This is a genomic window from Enterococcus sp. DIV0970a (genome assembly GCF_051711265.1).
Taxonomy (GTDB): Bacteria; Bacillota; Bacilli; order Lactobacillales; family Enterococcaceae; genus Enterococcus_D; species Enterococcus_D casseliflavus.
On record NZ_JBIOMF010000001.1, the window covers coordinates 891687 to 910835 of the forward strand.

Sequence of the window (19149 nt, forward strand, 5' to 3'; positions counted from 1 at the left end):
CGAAGTATTTTTTTGTTATTTCCTTTTTAAAATATCGTTATAGTTTTGAGAGAACGAAAAAAATTCTCGGAAAAATCAGAATCGTTAAATTTAGAAGTTTTTATTCATCTATATTTATCTCTTTATAGCCTTTATTTACTGAAAAAACCGTGATATACTTTTAAGATAAAAATATAAAGGAGAGATAAAGTGAAAAAACGTGTATGGGGTATTTTATTATTAGGAATTGGTTGTTTTTTTTGTTCATAATTTCACATTCCAATCTGTACAAGCAGATGAGTTTGACGATGGGCAGGTGACTTTTGAAGACTATTCAAAGGATAATCGTAGTTCAGTTATGATATATGAAGAATATGTAGAATTCATCAATGAAATTAATTCTCAAAATAATCAACTAACAAGAGAGGTCGTATCTCGTTCATTATCAGGCGGTAATTTGAGTCAAAGAGAGCAAATTGTAGCAGAAGCAAAAAAACATATAGGTAAACCATATACTCAAACAAATCCTGATAGATTGGGACCTGACAAATTTGATTGTTCTGGCTTAGTTTATTATGTTTTTAATCAAGTTACAGGAAAAGATGTCGGAAAATTGACGTGGGAGCAAGAGTATGCTGGAAAGCAAATTCCTATCTCTGAGGCTAAACCAGGTGACTTACTTTTTTGGGGAAGTAGAGGGAAAACGAGTCATACTGCCATTTATATTGGAAATAATCAGTATATTCATGCTCCAACTTTTGGAAGAACGGTTGAATTATCTCCAATCTGGGACAGTTTCTATCCATCATTTGCCATCCGGATGGATCTATCAGAATACCAAACAGTGCCTTATGGAAAAACGGTTATGGCGGTCAGTAATTATCCAATATGGAACAACTTAGAATTTACTTCTCAAAATGGAAATACTTCTAATTTTCAAGATGGTTTAGTTTATTATGCGAAAAATCAAATCTCTTTTAGTGATGGTAGAACGTTTTATGAACTATATCGTGGAGATTCCTTTGTAGGATTTATTAATACTGTAGCAGTTGAAGAATTAACCGCTACAAGCGAGAATAAAAATATTATGGCAACTAAAAATTATCCAAGATGGGGAAATCTCTCTTGGACTAGTAAACTAGGCGATACTTCTGATTTCGCCGATAATCCAGTGTACTATACATCTGTTAGTTATACTTTAACAAATGGTAAAAAGTTTTATTCTCTCTATCGTGGTGATCAATGGTTTGGTTATATCAATGCTGAAGCGGTTATTGATTTGAAGGCTGAAAATATTGATAAATTTGTCAGTGCGACGAAGAATTATCCGATTTGGGGAAACCTATATTGGACGAGTAAATTAGGAAGTACAGAAAATTATTCGAGTGGTCTGGTCTATAAAGCAAAATATAAATATACTCTGTCAAATGGAAAGATATTTTATTCTATATATCAAGGCGACACATGGATAGGTTATATTAATTCTGATGCTACTGAAGATTTAAGAACTGAAAATATTAACATAGGAGTACAGATTACTAGCAAAAACTATCCTATGTGGAACAATTTTTATTGGACTAGTAAAAAATTCGAAGCAGGTCAGTTGTATGGTAATAGTTACACTGCTAAAGTAAAATATACATTAGGAAATGGAAAGACCTTCTATTCCTTATATGATAATACAAATACATGGATTGGATATGTTAACACTCAAGGTACAAGTGTTAAATAAGTTCTCGCAAAAATTATCAATATTTTTTATTATCCTAGATGAAAGCAAAAAGCGAATCCACACTTGATTCGCTTTTTGCTTTCTCAAGTTTAATTAATATAATTAGGACAATGAATTTCGAACAATTCATTTAAAAGCAAAAAACTCAAATCGTTTTGCCCCTTTTTCTTATCCCTCTCACCGCTCCAGTGAAAGCTTTATTCAACAACCCTTTAGCAAGCACATCAATCATCCCCATGATTGAGTTTATCAGCAACAAAGGTTTCTACACTATACCTGCCCCATTTTGAGAGACTCTCTATAAACAAAGGGAAGGTTACATCTGTAAAATGACTGACCAAGAGATAACAAGCTTGACCTGAAACTTTATGAAAGACTTCAATTTCTTTGTATTGATTCACGAAGGCTTCAAAATCTGTATAGCGATTTGAATCCATAAAAAACCGGATGTATTGCGTACTTGGATAGTTTACTACAATACTAAATCGCTGAATGATTCCTTCATCTTGCAATTTCAGGATCCGATTGCCTACAGCTTGTCCCGTCAGGTGGACCATTTCGCCGATTTCTTTATTCGATAATTTGCTGTTGTGTTTCAGGATAGCTAGGATTTGTTCATCGATGATGTCCATAAGGGTTCCTCCTTTCATAATGAAAGTAAATTGACTTTATCTTTTTCAAGAGACGCTTTGTTGTAGGGTCATATGTATTTATACTGGATTATAACAAATAAGAAAAGAAATGGTGATTCTATGAAAAAAGCTTTAGTAATTATTGATGTCCAAAATGACTATTTTAAAGAAGGAAGAATGGCCCTTCATTCCCCTGAACAGGCGCTTGCAAACATAAATAAACTAGAAGCGTCTTTTATCGAAAAGCAACTCCCGATCATCTATATCCAACACATCAACGATCAAGAAGCGGCTGATTTTTTTGAACGAGGGACCAAAGGCGTACGGCTGCATGAACAGTTAAAAACAACGCATTCTTCTATTATTATCGAAAAGCACTTTCCTAACTCGTTCATTGAAACAAATTTAAAAGAAACGTTAGACTCTTTAGGTGTCCAACAAGTTATCATCACTGGGATGATGACGCATATGTGCATCGATTCAACCACAAGAGCTAGTAAAGAACTCGGTTATCAGCCCATACTGATTTCTGATGCCACGGCAACGAAAGCATTAACATTTGAAGCACACGAAATTCCTGCGGAAGCTGTTCAACGAGCGTTTTTATCGGCCTTGGAAACCTTCTCTACGGTGATGAAAACCGATGACTATTTAAGCGGATTGTAGAAAAATTGCGTATTTACCAACAAAGGCAACGTTCATTTGCATTGAGTGGTTCTTGATCACTCTTTGAAATTGGTGATCCTAACTCATTCCGCTTCAATGTTTCTAAAAAAATGAATGCCCAGTTGCGTACCCACCAATTCTACTGAGCTGATTCTTCAGAGGATGCATGCGAACCAATTACGCACCAACCCATACAAAAGCCAAAAACGTTCGAGGATTTTTCTCGAACGTTTTTTGGGCATCAAATTGGGCGAATCGGCGAAACTATGGTACAGTGCAACCAAACAAGGAGCGAAAGTCGCTCCTTCATGAGGCAAAGGGGCAATGGTGATGAAGCAAAAAACGATGGCGTGGCTGTCAGAAATCTATAATTTGATCTTGCATCCTGGCACAAGACAGTGGGAACGAGAACAACTGGTGCAAGCAAAAAATACACTGGAAACTCAGCTGGCGACCAAACAAAAAGCAGGCAAACACGAAAAAGAATCGTCAAATAGCCTTGAAGACCAACAGACCAAGCGGGTTTTGGAAAAACTAGAAGCGTCGTTGCGTCCTTTGGCACTGAGAAACAATCTGACCCCGAATGTCGCAGAGTTTTATCAAACAATCAGCCAGTCAGCACCGAAAAAGGCAAGGAATGAAGAAACAAGCAAAGTCCAACCAGTAGAAGTTTCCGTGGAGCCGAACGAAACAGGTGAAAAAGCACAAGAAGTGGCTATTTTTGCTGGCGGCTGCTTTTGGTGTATGGTAGAGCCTTTTGAAGACCAGCCGGGCATTCTTTCCGTCTTGTCGGGGTATACTGGGGGAACAGTCCCGAATCCGACGTATGATCAAGTACTAAGCGGAACAACAGGGCATGTCGAAGCGGTAGAGATCGTTTTTGATCCCAAAATCATCACCTATCAGGACTTGTTGCAGTTGTACTGGCAAGTGACAGACCCGACAGATGCTTTCGGACAATTTCAAGATCGCGGCAATTTTTATCGCCCAATCATTTTCTATACGACTGCTGAACAGGAAGTGCTTGCGCAAGAAGCCAAAAAGGAACTAGCCCAATCTGGTTATTATCAGCAACCCATCGTGACCGAGATCCGCAAGGCCACGCAGTTTTGGCCAGCGGAAAACTACCATCAAGCATTTTACAAGAAACAGCCAAAGCGCTACCAGCGGATCAAGCGAGCGCGCAAACAACTGATGCTTTTTTATCGGCTGAAACGCTGGACAAACCGAGGAAAAAAACGATCATAAACAGAGGATCACTAAAAAAAGCGGGGCTCCGAGAAAAGGGGAAAAGAATCAAATGAAGGCTCTTTTCTCCACAAGCCGCGCTTTTTTCTGCGCTTTTAGCCAATTGGATAAAAAACGTAGATTTATTTTAGAATAATGTCCAAAGAAAGCGTTAACAACAAGAATTATAATAGAGAAAGAAAAAGTGGCGAAAAAGGTCGAAAAAGCAGGTGTCTTTTGCTTGATTCCTTTCTTCGAGGAAAGAAGGTGGGAAACACCAGAGAAAAATCAGCGGAAAAATCAATCGGCAACACCCCATAGCAACACAACATTTATTATATGAAGGTTCATATAAGTTAGGAGAAATGTGATGAAAAAAAAGGGAACGTTCGTCTCACTGTTTATGGCTCTCATTCTTTTTATCTTTTCAGAAAGAACAGTGTTTGCGGCAGAAGCGATCAATGAGATCGTCGCACCAACAGGAGTTAAAGCATTTCTAGTACTGATTCCATTAGTGTTAGTGCTGGTTTTGCTCTTTAAAAAAGTAGATATGATCATTGCTGGCTTGATTGCTGGGATCTTGGCGATGATTATTGGCGGGATCAGTTTAGCTGAAGCCAATTCGCTACTGTTGGAAGCTATTCCGACGATGTTGAGTATTACGGTGCCAATCATCAATTCCGCTGTAGCGATGGCGGTCTTCAAAGCGGGCAGTTATACGGCGGCCTTAACCTTAGCCAAAAGAGGAACCAAAGGAAAAGTGGAATATGTGGCTGGTTTTATTGTCATCTTATTGGCAGCAGCGACTTATATGTCTGGAATCGGCGGCGGGAGTGCGATGGTGATCGCACCGTTAGCATTTGCGGCAGTTGGGGTGGTACCCGAATTGATCGCAGCGATGTCGTTAGCGGCAGCGGTCTCCTTTACGACTTCTCCTGCCTCTTTGGAATCTAGTATCGTGTCTGAACTAGGCGGTTTTAGTGTCGCTTCTTATGTCGATCAAATGCGCCCATTTTGGTTGTTATTCGTTGGTTTGGCGATTTTATTGGCATTCTTCGGGACCAAGCGTCGTCATCTGGGCTTCAAAGAATCAGCCAACCAAGAGTACGAAAACAAAAGCAATGGCGAGTTATTCAAAACGACACTGCCTGCGATCTTCTTGCTTTTTGCGGTCATCTTTGGACCGTTGATCAATGACCTGATCGGCTTTGTCCTCTTTACACCGCTAGTTTATATGGTGGTCACGTTAGCGTTGATTTTTGTTTGTACCGACTTTTCCATGAATCAATCGGTGGAAGCGATGGTGGACGGATCCACGTATATTTTGACCCGCTTGTTCCAAGTGGGGATCTTTTTAGCCTTCATCAACGTGATCGCTGAAACTGGGACGTTTGCTGTAATTGCAGGTGCGGCACAAAATGCCCCCGCAGCGATCGTCGTTCCCGTGGCGATCTTGACGGGTGTCTTGATTGGGATTCCCGCAGGTGCCTATGTCGGCTCCGTTTTAACACTCGTGCTACCAGTTGCCGTTTCATTAGGCTTCCCAGTCTTAGCTCTTGGCTTTGTAACGATGGGGGTTGGCCTCGGCAATCAAATGAGTTTTGTCAACATTACGATGCAAGCTTTATCTTCTGGTTTCCAAATTCCGATTCTGGATGTAGTCAAAGGAAACGTGAAGTGGTTGAGTTTAGCAGCCGTATTATTATTAGTCATCGGCTTAGTGTTTGGCTGATGGATAGGAGGAAAACATGGATTTATTGATCAAGCAAGCACGTCTTGAAGACGATGCAGAATTAGTAGACATTGCAATTTCAGAAGGAAAAATCACCGCAGTTGCACCCAACATTGAAGAATCAGCAGCAACAACGATTGAGGCGAAAGGCAAAGTGGTGATCCCTGGATTGATCGAAAGCCATATCCACTTAGACAAAGCCTTGATCGCCGATCGTGAGCCCAATAATTCAGGAACATTGCAAGAAGCGATCCAAGTTACGGCAAAGCTCAAACCGACCTTTACCGAAGAAGACATTTATGATCGGGCGAAACGCGCATTAGAAATGCTGATCCTGCACGGCACGACTGCTGTTCGCACCCATGCCGAATTTGATCCGGCGCAAGGCTTCACTGGTTTTGATACCATTATGCGCTTAAAAGAAGAATACCGCGACTTGATCGATATTCAGGTCGTTGCCTTTCCGCAAGAAGGGATTTTTAAGGCCCCAAGGACGGATAAGATGATGATCGAAGCGATGGAGAAAGGCGCCGATGTCGTTGGCGGGATTCCTTACAATGATGCGCCAGCCAATGAGCACATCGACTTGATCTTTGAGATCGCCAAACGATTTGATAAAGACATTGACTTGCATCAAGATTTTGCTGACGAAGCAGACGATACATCGATCGTCTATCTGTGTGAAAAAACCATCGCAGAAGGCTACCAAGGTCGGGTATCAGTAGGACATTTGACTGCGCTGCACGCCATGGAACCGGATCAGCTGGCAGAAGTCATCGATTTGATGGTCAAAGCCCAAATCAATGTGATGCCGTTGCCTGCGACCGACTTGCATTTAGGTGCCAGAAACGATGCTTACAATGTTCGTCGTGCCGTGACACCGATTCGCAAGTTACGTGATGCTGGTGTAAATATTTGCTTAGGCAGCAACAATATCCGAAACGCCTTTACGCCCTATGGCAATGGGGATTTGATCCAAATCGCTATGCTGGCTGTGCCAGTGGCACACTTAGGCGGCGCCGATGACTTGCCGACAGTCTTGCCAATGATTACGACCAATACCGCAAAAGCGTTAAATATCAAAGACTATGGAATCGCTGTTGGCAACCGCGCAGATTTGATTCTTTTAGATACCCAGAAAAAAGCCGATGTGCTGATCGATATTCCTGAACGTTTGATGGTCATCAAAAATGGCCGCATCACCGTGGAAGTCAAAAAAGAAGTGACGATCCACCGTTAACAACAGATCATGTTTTCTCAAGTAGTACGATTTATTCGTGCTACTTTTTTGTCGTAATATAGTCGAAATAAAAAAATCATTTTCTAGTCATTTGTTCTTTTTTCATCTATGATAGAAAGAAAACCGCTATCACGGAGAGTTCGTTTAAGAAAATCCTGTCAAAACTGTTTGACAACGCCATGATATCAATGGATTTGAGCAGAAACCACAGCAGGTCTGCGTTAAGGTAGGAGAAGGAGGCCAAGATGACGATTGGGGAAGCACTAAAGAACCATCGAGTCACACAGCAAATGAGCCAAGAAGAAGTAGCAACAAAAATTTTAGTGACCCGCACATCGATCTCAAATTGGGAAACCGGCAAGACGGTACCAGACAGTTTGAATTTATTGAAACTGAGTACCCTTTATGGGTGCAGTGTCGATGAGCTATTAAAAAAGGAGCGAGCAGGAATGAAAAAGAATTTTCGTACGATGACCTATGGTGCTGGATTGAAAGACGGAACGATGCGTTTGAAAATTGAGACTGATGCCAGCAAGTTTTTCCCACGAGGGGTTGAAGTCAAAGCATCCGTCGATTTAGAAACAGGAGAAGTGACCTTTTTTGTCGAGCAAGAGGATTTGAAAAAGCTGAAAGCAGCCACCGACGACAAATAATTTTTTTATACAGTTTTTTGCTAAATTTTGCTTGGACAAGAGAAAAAAAAGCGATGGATAAAAAAACACGATCCTAGCTGCGTCGTGTTTTTTTTTGTGGGATGAAAGAGGGATGAGGCAATCGATGGAAGCTGATTCTACTTTTTCTTTTCTGCTATTTTCAAGATTTGTAACGATTAAGGGTAAGCGAAAAGATGCAGAAGGCTATATACAATATATAGTGAATAGATCGATTTTTATCTAAATGAAGCACAATATGTAGTATTTACTTTTTTAAGAGATTGTGTAAAATAGCAGGTGTAGTGAAAAAGGAGCTGTTGTTTTTGAGAGTAACTGTATATTGCGGCACCCGTTTAGAAAATGCGGAAAAGTTGGCAAAGACCGCTCGTGCCATCGGCAATGCCTTAGCAAAAAATCACATCGAGTTGGTTTATTGCGGCCCTTTGGCTGGCTTGATGAGGGAGATCGTGAAAGGGGTCTTTGAAAAAGAAGGCGCAGTGACGGGGATCTATCCATCAGGTTCCTTTGCAGAAGATTTGCCGCCAATCATCACTGGATCAAGCACATACACCGAGTTCTATACGGATACGAGGGAGGAACAAACGCAACAATTGCTGGAAATGAGCGATGCCTACCTTGTATTACCTGGTGGATTTGGTACACTAGAGGAGTTGTCATCAGTATGCTCTTTTATGACTCTTGGGAAATTGCCAGTCAAGCCCATAGGTGTGTTAATGAACGAAGGCTTGAAGGATGGACTGAAGCCGCTGCTAACTATGTTTGAAGCTTCCAGCTTTGCTTGGGCTGAACTGTCGGAAACGCTCTTTGTCCTATCTGACGTTGAGACGTTGATCCAGCGATTGGCGGCGAAGGGTTCAAAAAAGGAGTGCTTGGCAGGATGAAGCATGTCTATTTAGCGGGACCGTTTTTTTCAAACGAACCAATCGCACGACTCAAGCAAGTAGAAAGCTGTTTAGCTGAAGACCCGCAGCCCTTGGCGGTCTATGCGCCGCGCTTGTATCAAGAAAGTTCATCTGAACCCTATACACCGGAATGGGCGAGAGAAGTTTTTGAAAAAGACATGCTGGAATTGACACGAGCCGACGTCGTCGTTGCCGTTTTGGATGACCATGAAGGGATCGCCGATCCGGGAACAGCCTTTGAAATCGGCGCAGCACACGTACGAAATAAACCAGTAATCGCTTTTCAGGAAAAAGCCGCGGCGGTCAATCTGATGTTGACGGAGTCGGTGCAAGCGTATTTGACTGATCTGGCGGCACGAACAGCGTATGATTTTGAAGCGATGGCGCACCGAGCCTTTGTCGGTGACAATATTTAATAAAGGATGATGAATGTGTTACTAATCGCAGGAACGATCGGGGCAGGAAAAAGCAGTTTGACTAATTTTTTATCGAAGGAAATGGCGTCGAAGCCTTTCTATGAAAACGTGGAGGACAACGATGTTCTGCCATTGTTTTATTCCAATCCAGAACGATACGCCTTTTTATTGCAGATTTTTTTCTTAAACAAAAGCTTTTTAGGGATGCGGGAAGCTTTGTCCAATGATGACAATGTCATTGACCGCTCCATCTATGAGGATAGCTTGATGTTTCATCTAAATGCGGATCTAGGTCGCATCGCACCGATGGAAGTCGAACAATACGATAACCTGTTGAACACGATGCTGCGGGAATTGGAAGAATCAGCGCCGTTGAAGCATCCAGATCTAATGGTTCATATCAAGGTTTCATTGGATACAATGATTGAACGGATCAACAAACGTGGTCGTTCCTATGAACAAATTGCCAACGATCCGACATTGTACGACTATTACAAAGAATTAAATCAGCGGTACGATGAATGGTATGAAAACTTTGACGTTTGTCCGAAAATGCAAATTGATGGGGATCAATTGGACTTTGTTGCCAATGAAGACAACCTCATGGTGATCCTCGAGATGATCCAAGAAAAACTGGCGGAAGTCCGTCAGACCCATGGCAAAGGCCACTATTGTACGGACAAAGCCATCGCAAAAGGTGATTTTTCTAAGAAAAACGCAGCATCTGTGACAAGCTGACCCAGCAGTTGAGGACAGCTTAGGGAAAAAACAAGTGTCTTATCGACAATGGGAGGGAGCAAGGCGATGAATGTTGAACGATTTATTGAAGCGAGGAAACAGGCGGGCTTCTCGCAGCAAGAACTTTCGGAAGGAATCTGTACGCAAGCCACTTTGAGTAAATTTGAAAACAACGGGCAGGCACCGTCCCTCAAAATTTTGATCAAATTGTGTAATCGGATCGGCTTGCCATTGGTCGACTTGTTTTCTTCCATGAATGTCGCAACGACCAAAATCAAGGAAGAATTGGCAAAAGCCGAATTCTACTTGATCACGAGCGAGTATGAACAGTTGGCTGAATTGCTAAGTCAAATCGAAGTGAAGCTGATCGATGAACCAGCATTAAAAGCGCAATATGATTATTTAAAAGGCTTTGAAATGATTTTTAATGAAGCGGCGATTACCGATGTCTTGTTTCAATTCGATCAGTTATTGATGAATGAAACGGCGGAGGAATTGTTTGATCTCTTAGCGTATACTGGGATCGGTTTGGTGTATGCCAGAGAAGAGGAATGGGCAAAGGCCGAGTTTTATGTGACGAAGGTCTTTGAGAAAATTTATACCTATCCGATCAAAACGATCGAAGACACGTGGCGGGTGTTGAACATCGTCTTTCATTGCGGCGTCTTTTATGCGAAAGTCGATGATTTGGAAACTAGTGATACCTTGTTGAATTATGTGTTGGCGATTTGTTCCGACAATCATTTGACCTACTACTTGGCTCGCGCGGCAGCCCAACTGACCGAAAATGCCATTCGTGAACAACAGCCGAAAGAAACGATTTTGGAAATGTTACACGATGCACGAGCGTATGCCAAAATCAATAAAAATGTAAAATTACTGGCGCATTTAAAAGCGGTCGAAGAAACGATCGAATAAAAATATATTTTCGACAAAAAAGATTTGTTGCGCAAATGCTTGATAACTAGCAGTCCTTTTGACGAAGGGACTGCTTTTTTTGATTTTCTTTATATAAAAAAATATATAATCGTGTTGACAAAAAAATATATCGGGAGTATTCTTTAATTGTGAAAAAACTAACATAATTTGAGATACATCGTTTTGAGGAGAAGGGATTTTATGAAGGCAGCAGTGAGAGAAGCCGCTCGCACGATTCAGCGGATGGGCACGTCCATTGAGTTAAAAGTCGCTCATACAAAACCAGAAAGTGTACTGGACGAGCTGGAGAACCAGCTGAAAGGATACGACCATCGCTTTAGTGCCAATGATCCGCGATCGGAATTGAATCAGCTGAATCAGTTGGCAGGACAAAAGGGGCTTGTGCTTGATCCAGAATTGTACCAGCTGATCGAAATCGGCAAACATCATAGCTGTGCTCCCCACAGTCAGCTGAATATTGCCATCGGTCCACTGGTCCAAGCATGGCGCATCGGGTTTGAAGATGCCCGCATCGTATCAAAGACGCAGGTCAAAGAATTGCTTGCGCTAACAGACCCGCAACAGATCCAATTGGCAGCAGGCAAGGTTTTTTTGAAAAAAGCTGGAATGAGGATCGACCTCGGAGCATTAGCAAAAGGCTACATCGCTGATAAGTTACGCACCCATTGCCAAGCCCGTGGAGCAGCGTATGGATTGATCAACTTAGGCGGAAATATTGTCTGTTTCGGCGCTGCACCAAATCATTCGGACGGGCATTGGCGGATCGGGATCCGAGATCCCAAAGGCGGTCGGGCAGACACCTTGGGCATTTTGCCAATCAAGGACCAAACCGTCGTCACTTCGGGGATCTATGAGCGGGTCTTGACCACCGCTGAAGGAACGTATCATCATTTGATTGATCCTCAGAGTGGCTTTCCCATCGAATGTGGGTATTTGAGCATCACGATCGTTGCAGCGACATCGTTACTGGGGGAAATCTGGACTTCGCGCTTGTTTGGCAAGCCCATTCCAGTTGTTTTACAAGAGATTCAGCAGCAGCCAGAAATCGAAGGAATCATCGTAACCAAAGAAAATGAAGTCATTGCCTCTAAAGGCATTCAGGCAAGACTTTTAAGATAGCCCAACCAGAAAGGAAGAGACAGGATGAAATTTATCGGATTCGTGGGAACCAATGCCACTCGTTCCACCAATCGCACGTTGTTGCAGTTTATGAAAAAAATGTTTGCCAATGAGGCAGAGATCGAACTAGTCGAGATCAAAGATCTTCCAATGTTCAACAAACCAAAATCAAAAGAGTTGCCCGTACAAGTAACCCAGCTTGCCGAAAAAATCGCGGCAGCAGACGGTGTGATCATCAGCACACCAGAATACGATCATGCCGTACCCGCAGCGTTGATCAATGCTCTGAACTGGTTGTCCTATGGAATTTTCCCGTTTGTTGACAAGCCAGTGATGATCACTGGTGCTTCTTATGGGACGTTAGGTTCTTCTCGTGCGCAAGCCCATCTAAGACAGATTTTGGATTCTCCAGAGTTAAAAGCACGGATCATGCCTAGCTCTGAATTTCTATTAGGTCATTCGCTGCAAGCGTTTGACGAGCAAGGCAACTTGATCGATGAAGAGCAGACCCAAAAACTGCAAGGACTGTTCAACGATTTTCTTTTATTTGTAAAAATTACCAGCCAGTTGCAGCACGCCCATGCCGCCAATCAAAAAGAAGCTGCTGAATTTTCATGGGAAACCATCTAACCGCAAAAGATAGGAGCGTAAAGACAATGAAATTGATCGGAATCGTCGGATCAGCCGCTGAAGTCTCCACCAATCGTCAGCTGCTGAACTTTATCAAAAAGCAATACAAAAAGGAATTCACGTTAGAACTTGTAGAGATCAAAGACTTTCCTCTCTTTAATCAAGAGGAAGATCAAACCCAAAGCCCAGCCATCCAGCGTTTGAATCGGCAATTATTGATGGCAGACGGTGTGATCATTGCTACACCTGAGCACAACCATACCGTGACGGCAGGACTGAAAAGCTTGCTAGAATGGCTTTCATTCAAGATCCATCCTCTGGAAAACAAACCAGTGATGATCGTGGGTGCCTCATACTATGATCAAGGAACTTCAAGGGCCCAGCTGCATCTGCGCCAGATTTTGGACGCACCGGGAGTCAATGCTTTAGTGATGCCAGGAAATGAGTTTTTGTTGGGCAAAGCCAAAGAAGCTTTCGATGAAGCCGGTGATTTGATCGATGCCCGAACGGTTGCTTTTTTAGATGCGACGATCAACAGCTTCTTGCAATTTATCAAAGTCGTTTCTGCTTTAGCGGGTCCCAAACAATTGCCGCCCGAAGACCTCTACGCCACAGGGAAAATCGCAACCACCGTGGAAGGAGTGGATATGTATGATGATCAATGGCTGGAAAAAGCCGCTGAAGCAGTCGGTGCCGTTTCTGGCAATACCTACGTCAAACTAAATCGCGGCTTGCTGACAGTCGATCAGATCAATTACTTCTTAGATTCGATGCCGATGGAATTGACATTTGCCGATAGCAACAACCAATTCTTGTATTACAATCTGCGGGAAGAAGCCCAAAATATGCTGGCAGCACGTGTGCCAGGACAAGTCGGTAATCCATTAGCAAAATGCCATCCTGAAAAATCCTTCAAAAATGTTGAGTGGGTGATCCAACAGCTGCGCAGTGGGGCGACCGACGCGGTTCGGGTCCATGTGCCGAAACAGGTGCCAGAAAAATACATCGTCCACAATTATCAAGCGATGCACGATGAAAACGGTGAATATGCGGGGATCAACGAATACATCCTTGATTTCAAGCCAATCATCGAATGGTATTTGCAACAAACCGGTCAAAAACTTGTCGGCAATGAAGACGCCATTTCCAGTGCTTCTGTGCACCAAGAACCGACCGATGCGGTCACTAGTGCCAGTACTCATGACGCACCTGCAGCAGATGCGGTCACCAGCGCTTCAGTGAAATAAGGGTTGTCTAAAGGGAGAGAAGGAATCGCTAGAAGCATTCGCTTGCAATCAGTTGCCAAGCGAATGCTTCTCTTTTTGCTGCTTTTTTATGAATGAACGGTTTTCTATGAGCGATTGAGTTGATCAAGGACATCGTTGCGAGAATTTCACAAAGTTTCTGAAAAAAATTTGCATATTCATCTTTTGCTTCGTATACTAGTTTAGGACGTTGCTTATAAAACGGCTGTATCATCGTACATATTTTTTGATAGGAGGAATTGCATGAAAGACAAACGAAAAGTCTTGCGTCCGTTAGGATCAGGGTTTGCGATGGCGGTTCCTTTGTTTATAGGGATCCTCGTTCAGGACCCTTTGATAAGTTCTGTGGGGGCGATGGGGGCTTTTTCCTACTTGGCTTTTCAACATCGGTCCCTTTTTTATAATCTGCGCGCCATTTTGACCCACGGCGCTGCGCTGCTGTTGGCATTTATTTTAGGCGCTGGGACAGCACTGATTCCTTGGAGCGCGCCTTTTATCATCGGTGCGTTGTCGTTTTCGGCGTTTTTGTTGTCAAAAGTGATGCGGATCCCCAAGCCCGACTATTTCTTCGTGTTGATGCTTTATGCCACCGGCTTTAATTTTCACGCAGCGCACCTTGGAGAGATCTTGCGCCACAGTTCCTATTTGCTTTATGGCATCGCAGGCTCGCTGCTTGCTGGACTGGTGATTTCGTTGGCTGAACAGCTGCCGTTGAAAGAAGAAAAAACGGCCTTTCAACAACTGAGCTTGCACGAGAAATATTCGCTAGCATTATCTCAGCAACCAGAAATGGTCATCAAGGCGCTGCACTTTTCTTTGATATTGTTCATTGCGACCTACATTGCCTATCTGTTGCGGGACAGCAACGGCTATTGGATCTTGATTTCTGCTGCTGCCGTCTTGGCAGGAGAACATATGGAAAAAATCAAAAATCGCACGATCGGCAGGGTACTGGGAGGAATCGTGGGGCTGCTGCTGGGTTTCTTATTGATGTCCTTGCATATGCCCCTTGAAGCGATCGCAGTGGTATTGATCATTCTAAACATATTGACGGAGTTTTTTATGCCAGTCAATTATACCGTTGCTAATTTTTTTACCAACCCGCAAGTCCTGCTGTTAATGACCATCGGTACTAGTTTTACGCCGCTGAAATTGATCCCATTGCGTTTTTCAGGGGCATTGATCGGCAGCGTGCTGGCAATGCTGTTGATCTTTCTAATGGATTGGGCAGTAAAGCAAATGGAGCAAGCGCTGGGAAACAAACCAGAAGACACGACGGATCAAACACAATAGAATAATGCACCATCATCGATAAGCAAGAGCTGTAGCTCTTGCTTTTTTTGCCTTTGATTCTCTATCTAAACGTTATCTCCATCGGATAGGAAAAATAAGGGAAATATGAAATAATCGAGCAAAGGTTCCTATTTTGAAATAGAAGCGTTTACATTTTTGCAAACTAAAGTGGCAGAAACATCTACTTTTTTTGTTGTAAGCGAAATCATATACTCAAATCAGAGAAGGAGAGAAAGTTGTGAAAAAACGAATCGTAGATGTTTTGCATCGCCTGTTAGTGACTGATTATCCACTATCCATCGAGCAACTGGCAGAAGAGACTGCAGCCAGTGGGCGGACGATCCGCAATGATTTGAATGAGATCAACACGTTTCTTGCTGACTTACACATCGGACCGATCCAAACTCTTCGAGGAAAGGGCATCCTTTTGAAACTGACCTCGAAACAGCAAGCCATCGTTTGGCAGGCATTACACGCACAACAGTCGGAATATATGACCCGTGAAGAGCGTCGTTTTGATCTGCTGCTGCATCTGACATTTTCAAAAGAGATCCTGGTGTTGAATAAAAAAGAAGAAGCGTACCAGATATCAAAAAGCAGCATGGATGAAGACATGCGCCGTTTGCGGGCGGACATCAATAAATATGGCATTGAGATCATCAGCCTAGGAAAAAAAGGACTGCGGTTGAATGGATCGGAACGAGCGATTCGGACGATGATTTTTGACATCATCAATCAGCGGATCGGTAGGTTGCCACTTGATAAACAGACCCCAGATTTAGTCTTTACGAAATTGCTTTATCGCTATTTGCCGCAAAAAGAAATCAAACAGATCCAACTAGTGATGCAAGCAGTGTTGCCGCCAAATCAAAATGAGTTGTATAGCAGCCAAATCTTATTGTTTACCGCCATTTGGCTGATGCGTATCAGAATGAAGGAATTTATCACTCGCATGAACTGGTCTACTTCTAGCAATCAGCTCCAAGGATCAGCCTATATCCAGGCGATCGCTGAAACCTTTTCGATCGAGCCACCAGAAATCGAAGTCAACTATCTTTCTTTCATCATCGAGTCACTGAACTTTAAAGATTTGTCCAATTCCATCGAATGGGCACATGCGCAACTTTTGTCGCTGCAGCTGATCCAATTTGTCGAATGCCAAACCAAGATCCCTTTTAGTAAAAAGGAAGAAGAGCTGTTAGAGGGATTGTATAAACATATGGCAGCGCTGATCGTTCGAGCCAAGAGCGGCATTCAAGTACCCAATCCGATCAAAGAGACTGTTCGCAAAAATTATGGACAAATCTACCAAGCCGTCAAGGGCTTCGCCCCCACGATCGAAGAGATCGTCGGTCAACCACTATCAGAAGATGAACTGACATTTCTCGTGATCCATTTTTCTACAGCCCTAAGTTCATTGAACCACGAGCTCATTACGAGCTATAAGGCGGTCGTCGTCTGTAACCATGGAATGGCAACCGGCAATCTGCTGGCAGCCAGCCTCAAGGAGAAGTTTCCAGAAGTAGAAGTTGCGGCAGTCTTGAATTCACAAGAAGTCAATTTGATTACGAAATTCGATGTGGATCTGGTTTTTTCAACCTATGAGATCGATTATCGAGAAAAGCCGGTATTACTGATCCCACCGATCATCAATGAAGAAAATCACCAAGTGATCCGCCGTTTCTTAAACAACAATGAACAATTCAAGCGGATCGCCTTTGACCAAAAAAATGCCACGCTGTTCTTCAATCAGTTGCTTACAGTGATTGAAGAAAGCGGCGGGACAGTCGATGCTGCCGCCTATCGCAAATTGACACACTTGTTTGAACAAAATCAATTAGCCATTAATGCAAGGGAGATTCAGCCAATGTTAAAAGATGTTTTATCCGCTAATCATATTCAATTAAACGTTCCTGTTCAAAATTGGGAAGAAGCCATTGAACGCTCTGCGCAGCCGCTAGTAAAAGAACAGATCATCGAAAAACGCTATATCGAGGCAATGGTTGCGGCGGTGGAGGAATACGGGCCTTATATCGTCATTGGCAAACATTTGGCGTTGGCGCATGCACGACCAGAAGATGGCGCCCAGCAGTTGGGTGTGAGTGTCCTCACCTTGGCGCCGCCAGTCGCATTTGGGAACCCAGAAATGGACCCCGTCAAAATCATTTTTTGCTTGGCTGCGGTGGACTCCTACTCTCATCTTGCCATCATGAAGGAATTGATCGAACTGATCAATGATGAAGAAAAAGTCACGCAGTTGCTGGCTTGCTCTACGATTGAAGCGTTTCAATCATTGCTATTTTCATAAAAAACAAGAAAAGGGGAAAAAATCATGAACAAATTATCGATCTTATTCGTATGCGGTGCAGGTCTTGGCAGCAGCTTTGCGGCTCAGATGTCAACAGAAGATGTCTTAACGAAATTAGGAGTGGAGGCGAAATTGGATCATGTCGATATCTCATCAGCGGTATCAATGAAACCAGACATCATCATTACGGCAGAGAATTTCCGAACGCAATTTGAAAAGTTTGCCTTGGACCCGACAACCGCAATCATTTATTTACGCAACATCGTTTCAAAACCAGAAATCGAAGAAAAAATCACCCCAGTATTAAAGGAAAAAGGTGCACTGTAAGGAAGAGGCATGACGAAGGGAGTTTGAAAAAATGGGCATCATCAATTTTATCATTGATAATATTTTAACGCAGGCATCGATCACGATCGCTTTGATCGCGATGTTAGGGCTGCTGCTTCAGAAAAAGTCAGCAGGTCAAGTCATTTCAGGAAGTTTGAAGACGCTATTGGGCTTCCAGGTTTTAAGCGCTGGTTCTAGCATCATCGTCGGTAGTTTGACCTATTTCGGCGAGATTTTCACAGAAGGATTCGACATGCAAGGCATAATTCCTTCCATCGAAGCCATCAACGGGCAAGCGATGAATGAGTTGGGCTTGGGTCGGGACATAGCGCTGACATTTTTAGCCATCTTTGTTTTTAATATTTTATTGGCACGCTTTACAAAATGGAAATATATCTTCTTAACGGGTCAAGCCATTTTATGGATGGCGACCATGACGACGGTCTTTGGCTATTTCGCTGGTTTACGCGGCGTTGTCTTGATTCTTGTCGGTGGGTTGATTGGGGCGATCTTTGCCGTAGCGATGCCAGCGATGGCTCAGCCCATCATCCGCAAAGTCACTGGGTCAGACGACATTGCTCTCGGACATTTCTGTACGATCGGCTACCTCTTTGAAGCAGGCGTTGCCTATCTGTTTGGAGAAAGAGGCGAGAAGAAAAAATCGATCGAAGACATCAAACTGCCACGTTCTTTTGAATTTTTACAAGATACCTATCTTTCTGTCATGGTCGTGATGGTTCCACTGTATATCGTGACGGTCTTGTTTGCTGGAGAAACCTTTGCTTCTACGCTCTCTGGTGATCAAAATTACATCATGTATGCCTTCTTACAAGCCATTCAATTCGTGGTTGGGGTCTATGTTTTGTTAGCAGGCGTTCGGTTGCTCTTAGGCGAGATCGTCCCTGCGTTTCGTGGGATCGCCATGAAATTGGTGCCTGATGCAAAACCAGCACTCGATTGCCCAGTGTTCTTCCCATATAGCCCAAATGCAGTTATTTTAGGCTTCATTACTACAACGATTGGGACAGTCATCGCCATGTTCGTTTTACCAGTCTTTGGCTTGGCGATGATCTTGCCAGGGATGCTGACGAACTTCTTTGCAGGCGGTACCGCTGGGATCTTCGGCAATGCGGTCGGTGGACGTCGAGGGGCGATCATCGGAGGGATCTTTCACGGCTTCTTCATTACGTTACTGCCAGCCCTACTTGTAACGATCTTCAATCAAATGGGCTTTGTTAACGCTACGGCAACTGATGTGGATACCGTTACGGCAGCCTTGCTATATGCTTGGATCATCAGTCCCTTATTGAAAAACTTTTAATCGCTAGGA

18 protein-coding genes are annotated in these 19149 nt (G+C 43.1%); 17 read left to right on the forward strand and 1 reads right to left on the reverse strand.

Translation table 11 applies throughout. From position 1 onward, the window contains the following. Positions 1-295 precede the first annotated feature (295 nt). On the forward strand, positions 296-1711 hold the full coding sequence (locus tag IGK14_RS04175) for a C40 family peptidase (protein WP_438711651.1): 1416 nt from the start codon (positions 296-298) through the stop codon (positions 1709-1711). A gap of 224 nt (positions 1712-1935) precedes the next feature. On the opposite strand, the gene IGK14_RS04180 is transcribed toward IGK14_RS04175, so the two are convergent. Continuing rightward, positions 1936-2343: an Lrp/AsnC family transcriptional regulator gene (locus tag IGK14_RS04180; protein WP_010747719.1), complete on the reverse strand. Its 408-nt coding sequence runs from the start codon at positions 2341-2343 to the stop codon at positions 1936-1938. A gap of 120 nt (positions 2344-2463) precedes the next feature. Here IGK14_RS04180 and IGK14_RS04185 point away from each other — a divergent pair, with 120 nt between their 5' ends. The 16 genes from IGK14_RS04185 to IGK14_RS04260 all read left to right on the forward strand — a co-directional run bounded on the left by IGK14_RS04185 (position 2464) and on the right by IGK14_RS04260 (position 19140). Beyond that, complete coding sequence (locus IGK14_RS04185) at positions 2464-3009, forward strand: cysteine hydrolase family protein (RefSeq protein ID WP_438711653.1); 546 nt, start codon at positions 2464-2466, stop codon at positions 3007-3009. A gap of 324 nt (positions 3010-3333) precedes the next feature. After that, positions 3334-4257, forward strand: a complete 924-nt coding sequence (gene msrA, locus IGK14_RS04190; RefSeq protein ID WP_010747721.1) for a peptide-methionine (S)-S-oxide reductase MsrA — start codon at positions 3334-3336, stop codon at positions 4255-4257. Between the two features lie 349 nt (positions 4258-4606). After that, positions 4607-5968, forward strand: a complete 1362-nt coding sequence (locus IGK14_RS04195) for a citrate transporter (protein WP_438711656.1) — start codon at positions 4607-4609, stop codon at positions 5966-5968. Between the two features lie 16 nt (positions 5969-5984). Next, positions 5985-7208: an amidohydrolase family protein gene (locus IGK14_RS04200; protein WP_142437542.1), complete on the forward strand. Its 1224-nt coding sequence runs from the start codon at positions 5985-5987 to the stop codon at positions 7206-7208. Positions 7209-7453: 245 nt separating this feature from the next. Further along, entirely contained in the window at positions 7454-7861 is a 408-nt protein-coding gene (locus tag IGK14_RS04205) for a helix-turn-helix domain-containing protein (protein WP_005225444.1), read from the forward strand. Positions 7862-8184: 323 nt separating this feature from the next. Continuing rightward, positions 8185-8763: an LOG family protein gene (locus IGK14_RS04210; protein ID WP_010747723.1), complete on the forward strand. Its 579-nt coding sequence runs from the start codon at positions 8185-8187 to the stop codon at positions 8761-8763. After that, positions 8760-9200: a nucleoside 2-deoxyribosyltransferase gene (locus IGK14_RS04215; RefSeq protein WP_438711658.1), complete on the forward strand. Its 441-nt coding sequence runs from the start codon at positions 8760-8762 to the stop codon at positions 9198-9200. The genes IGK14_RS04210 and IGK14_RS04215 overlap by 4 nt, the downstream gene beginning before the upstream one ends. A 15-nt stretch (positions 9201-9215) precedes the next feature. Next, entirely contained in the window at positions 9216-9938 is a 723-nt protein-coding gene (locus IGK14_RS04220) for a deoxynucleoside kinase (protein WP_438711660.1), read from the forward strand. 66 nt (positions 9939-10004) lie between these two features. Beyond that, complete coding sequence (locus IGK14_RS04225) at positions 10005-10856, forward strand: helix-turn-helix domain-containing protein (protein WP_231435207.1); 852 nt, start codon at positions 10005-10007, stop codon at positions 10854-10856. Between the two features lie 201 nt (positions 10857-11057). After that, positions 11058-11996 (forward strand): FAD:protein FMN transferase, encoded by a 939-nt coding sequence (locus IGK14_RS04230; RefSeq protein WP_096741474.1) that lies wholly within the window; start codon positions 11058-11060, stop codon positions 11994-11996. 24 nt (positions 11997-12020) lie between these two features. After that, positions 12021-12626, forward strand: a complete 606-nt coding sequence (locus IGK14_RS04235; protein WP_142962484.1) for an NADPH-dependent FMN reductase — start codon at positions 12021-12023, stop codon at positions 12624-12626. Between the two features lie 26 nt (positions 12627-12652). Next, a complete protein-coding gene (locus IGK14_RS04240; RefSeq protein ID WP_042890446.1) occupies positions 12653-13873 on the forward strand; it encodes an NAD(P)H-dependent oxidoreductase in 1221 nt (406 codons plus the stop codon). Between the two features lie 261 nt (positions 13874-14134). Further along, a complete protein-coding gene (locus tag IGK14_RS04245; RefSeq protein ID WP_231435206.1) occupies positions 14135-15184 on the forward strand; it encodes an FUSC family protein in 1050 nt (349 codons plus the stop codon). A gap of 238 nt (positions 15185-15422) precedes the next feature. Beyond that, a complete protein-coding gene (locus IGK14_RS04250) occupies positions 15423-17492 on the forward strand; it encodes a BglG family transcription antiterminator (RefSeq protein WP_142972844.1) in 2070 nt (689 codons plus the stop codon). A 24-nt stretch (positions 17493-17516) separates the two neighbouring features. Then, complete coding sequence (locus IGK14_RS04255; protein ID WP_074932245.1) at positions 17517-17819, forward strand: PTS sugar transporter subunit IIB; 303 nt, start codon at positions 17517-17519, stop codon at positions 17817-17819. A 31-nt stretch (positions 17820-17850) separates the two neighbouring features. Continuing rightward, positions 17851-19140, forward strand: a complete 1290-nt coding sequence (locus tag IGK14_RS04260; RefSeq protein ID WP_008379073.1) for a PTS sugar transporter subunit IIC — start codon at positions 17851-17853, stop codon at positions 19138-19140. Positions 19141-19149: the final 9 nt, after the last annotated feature.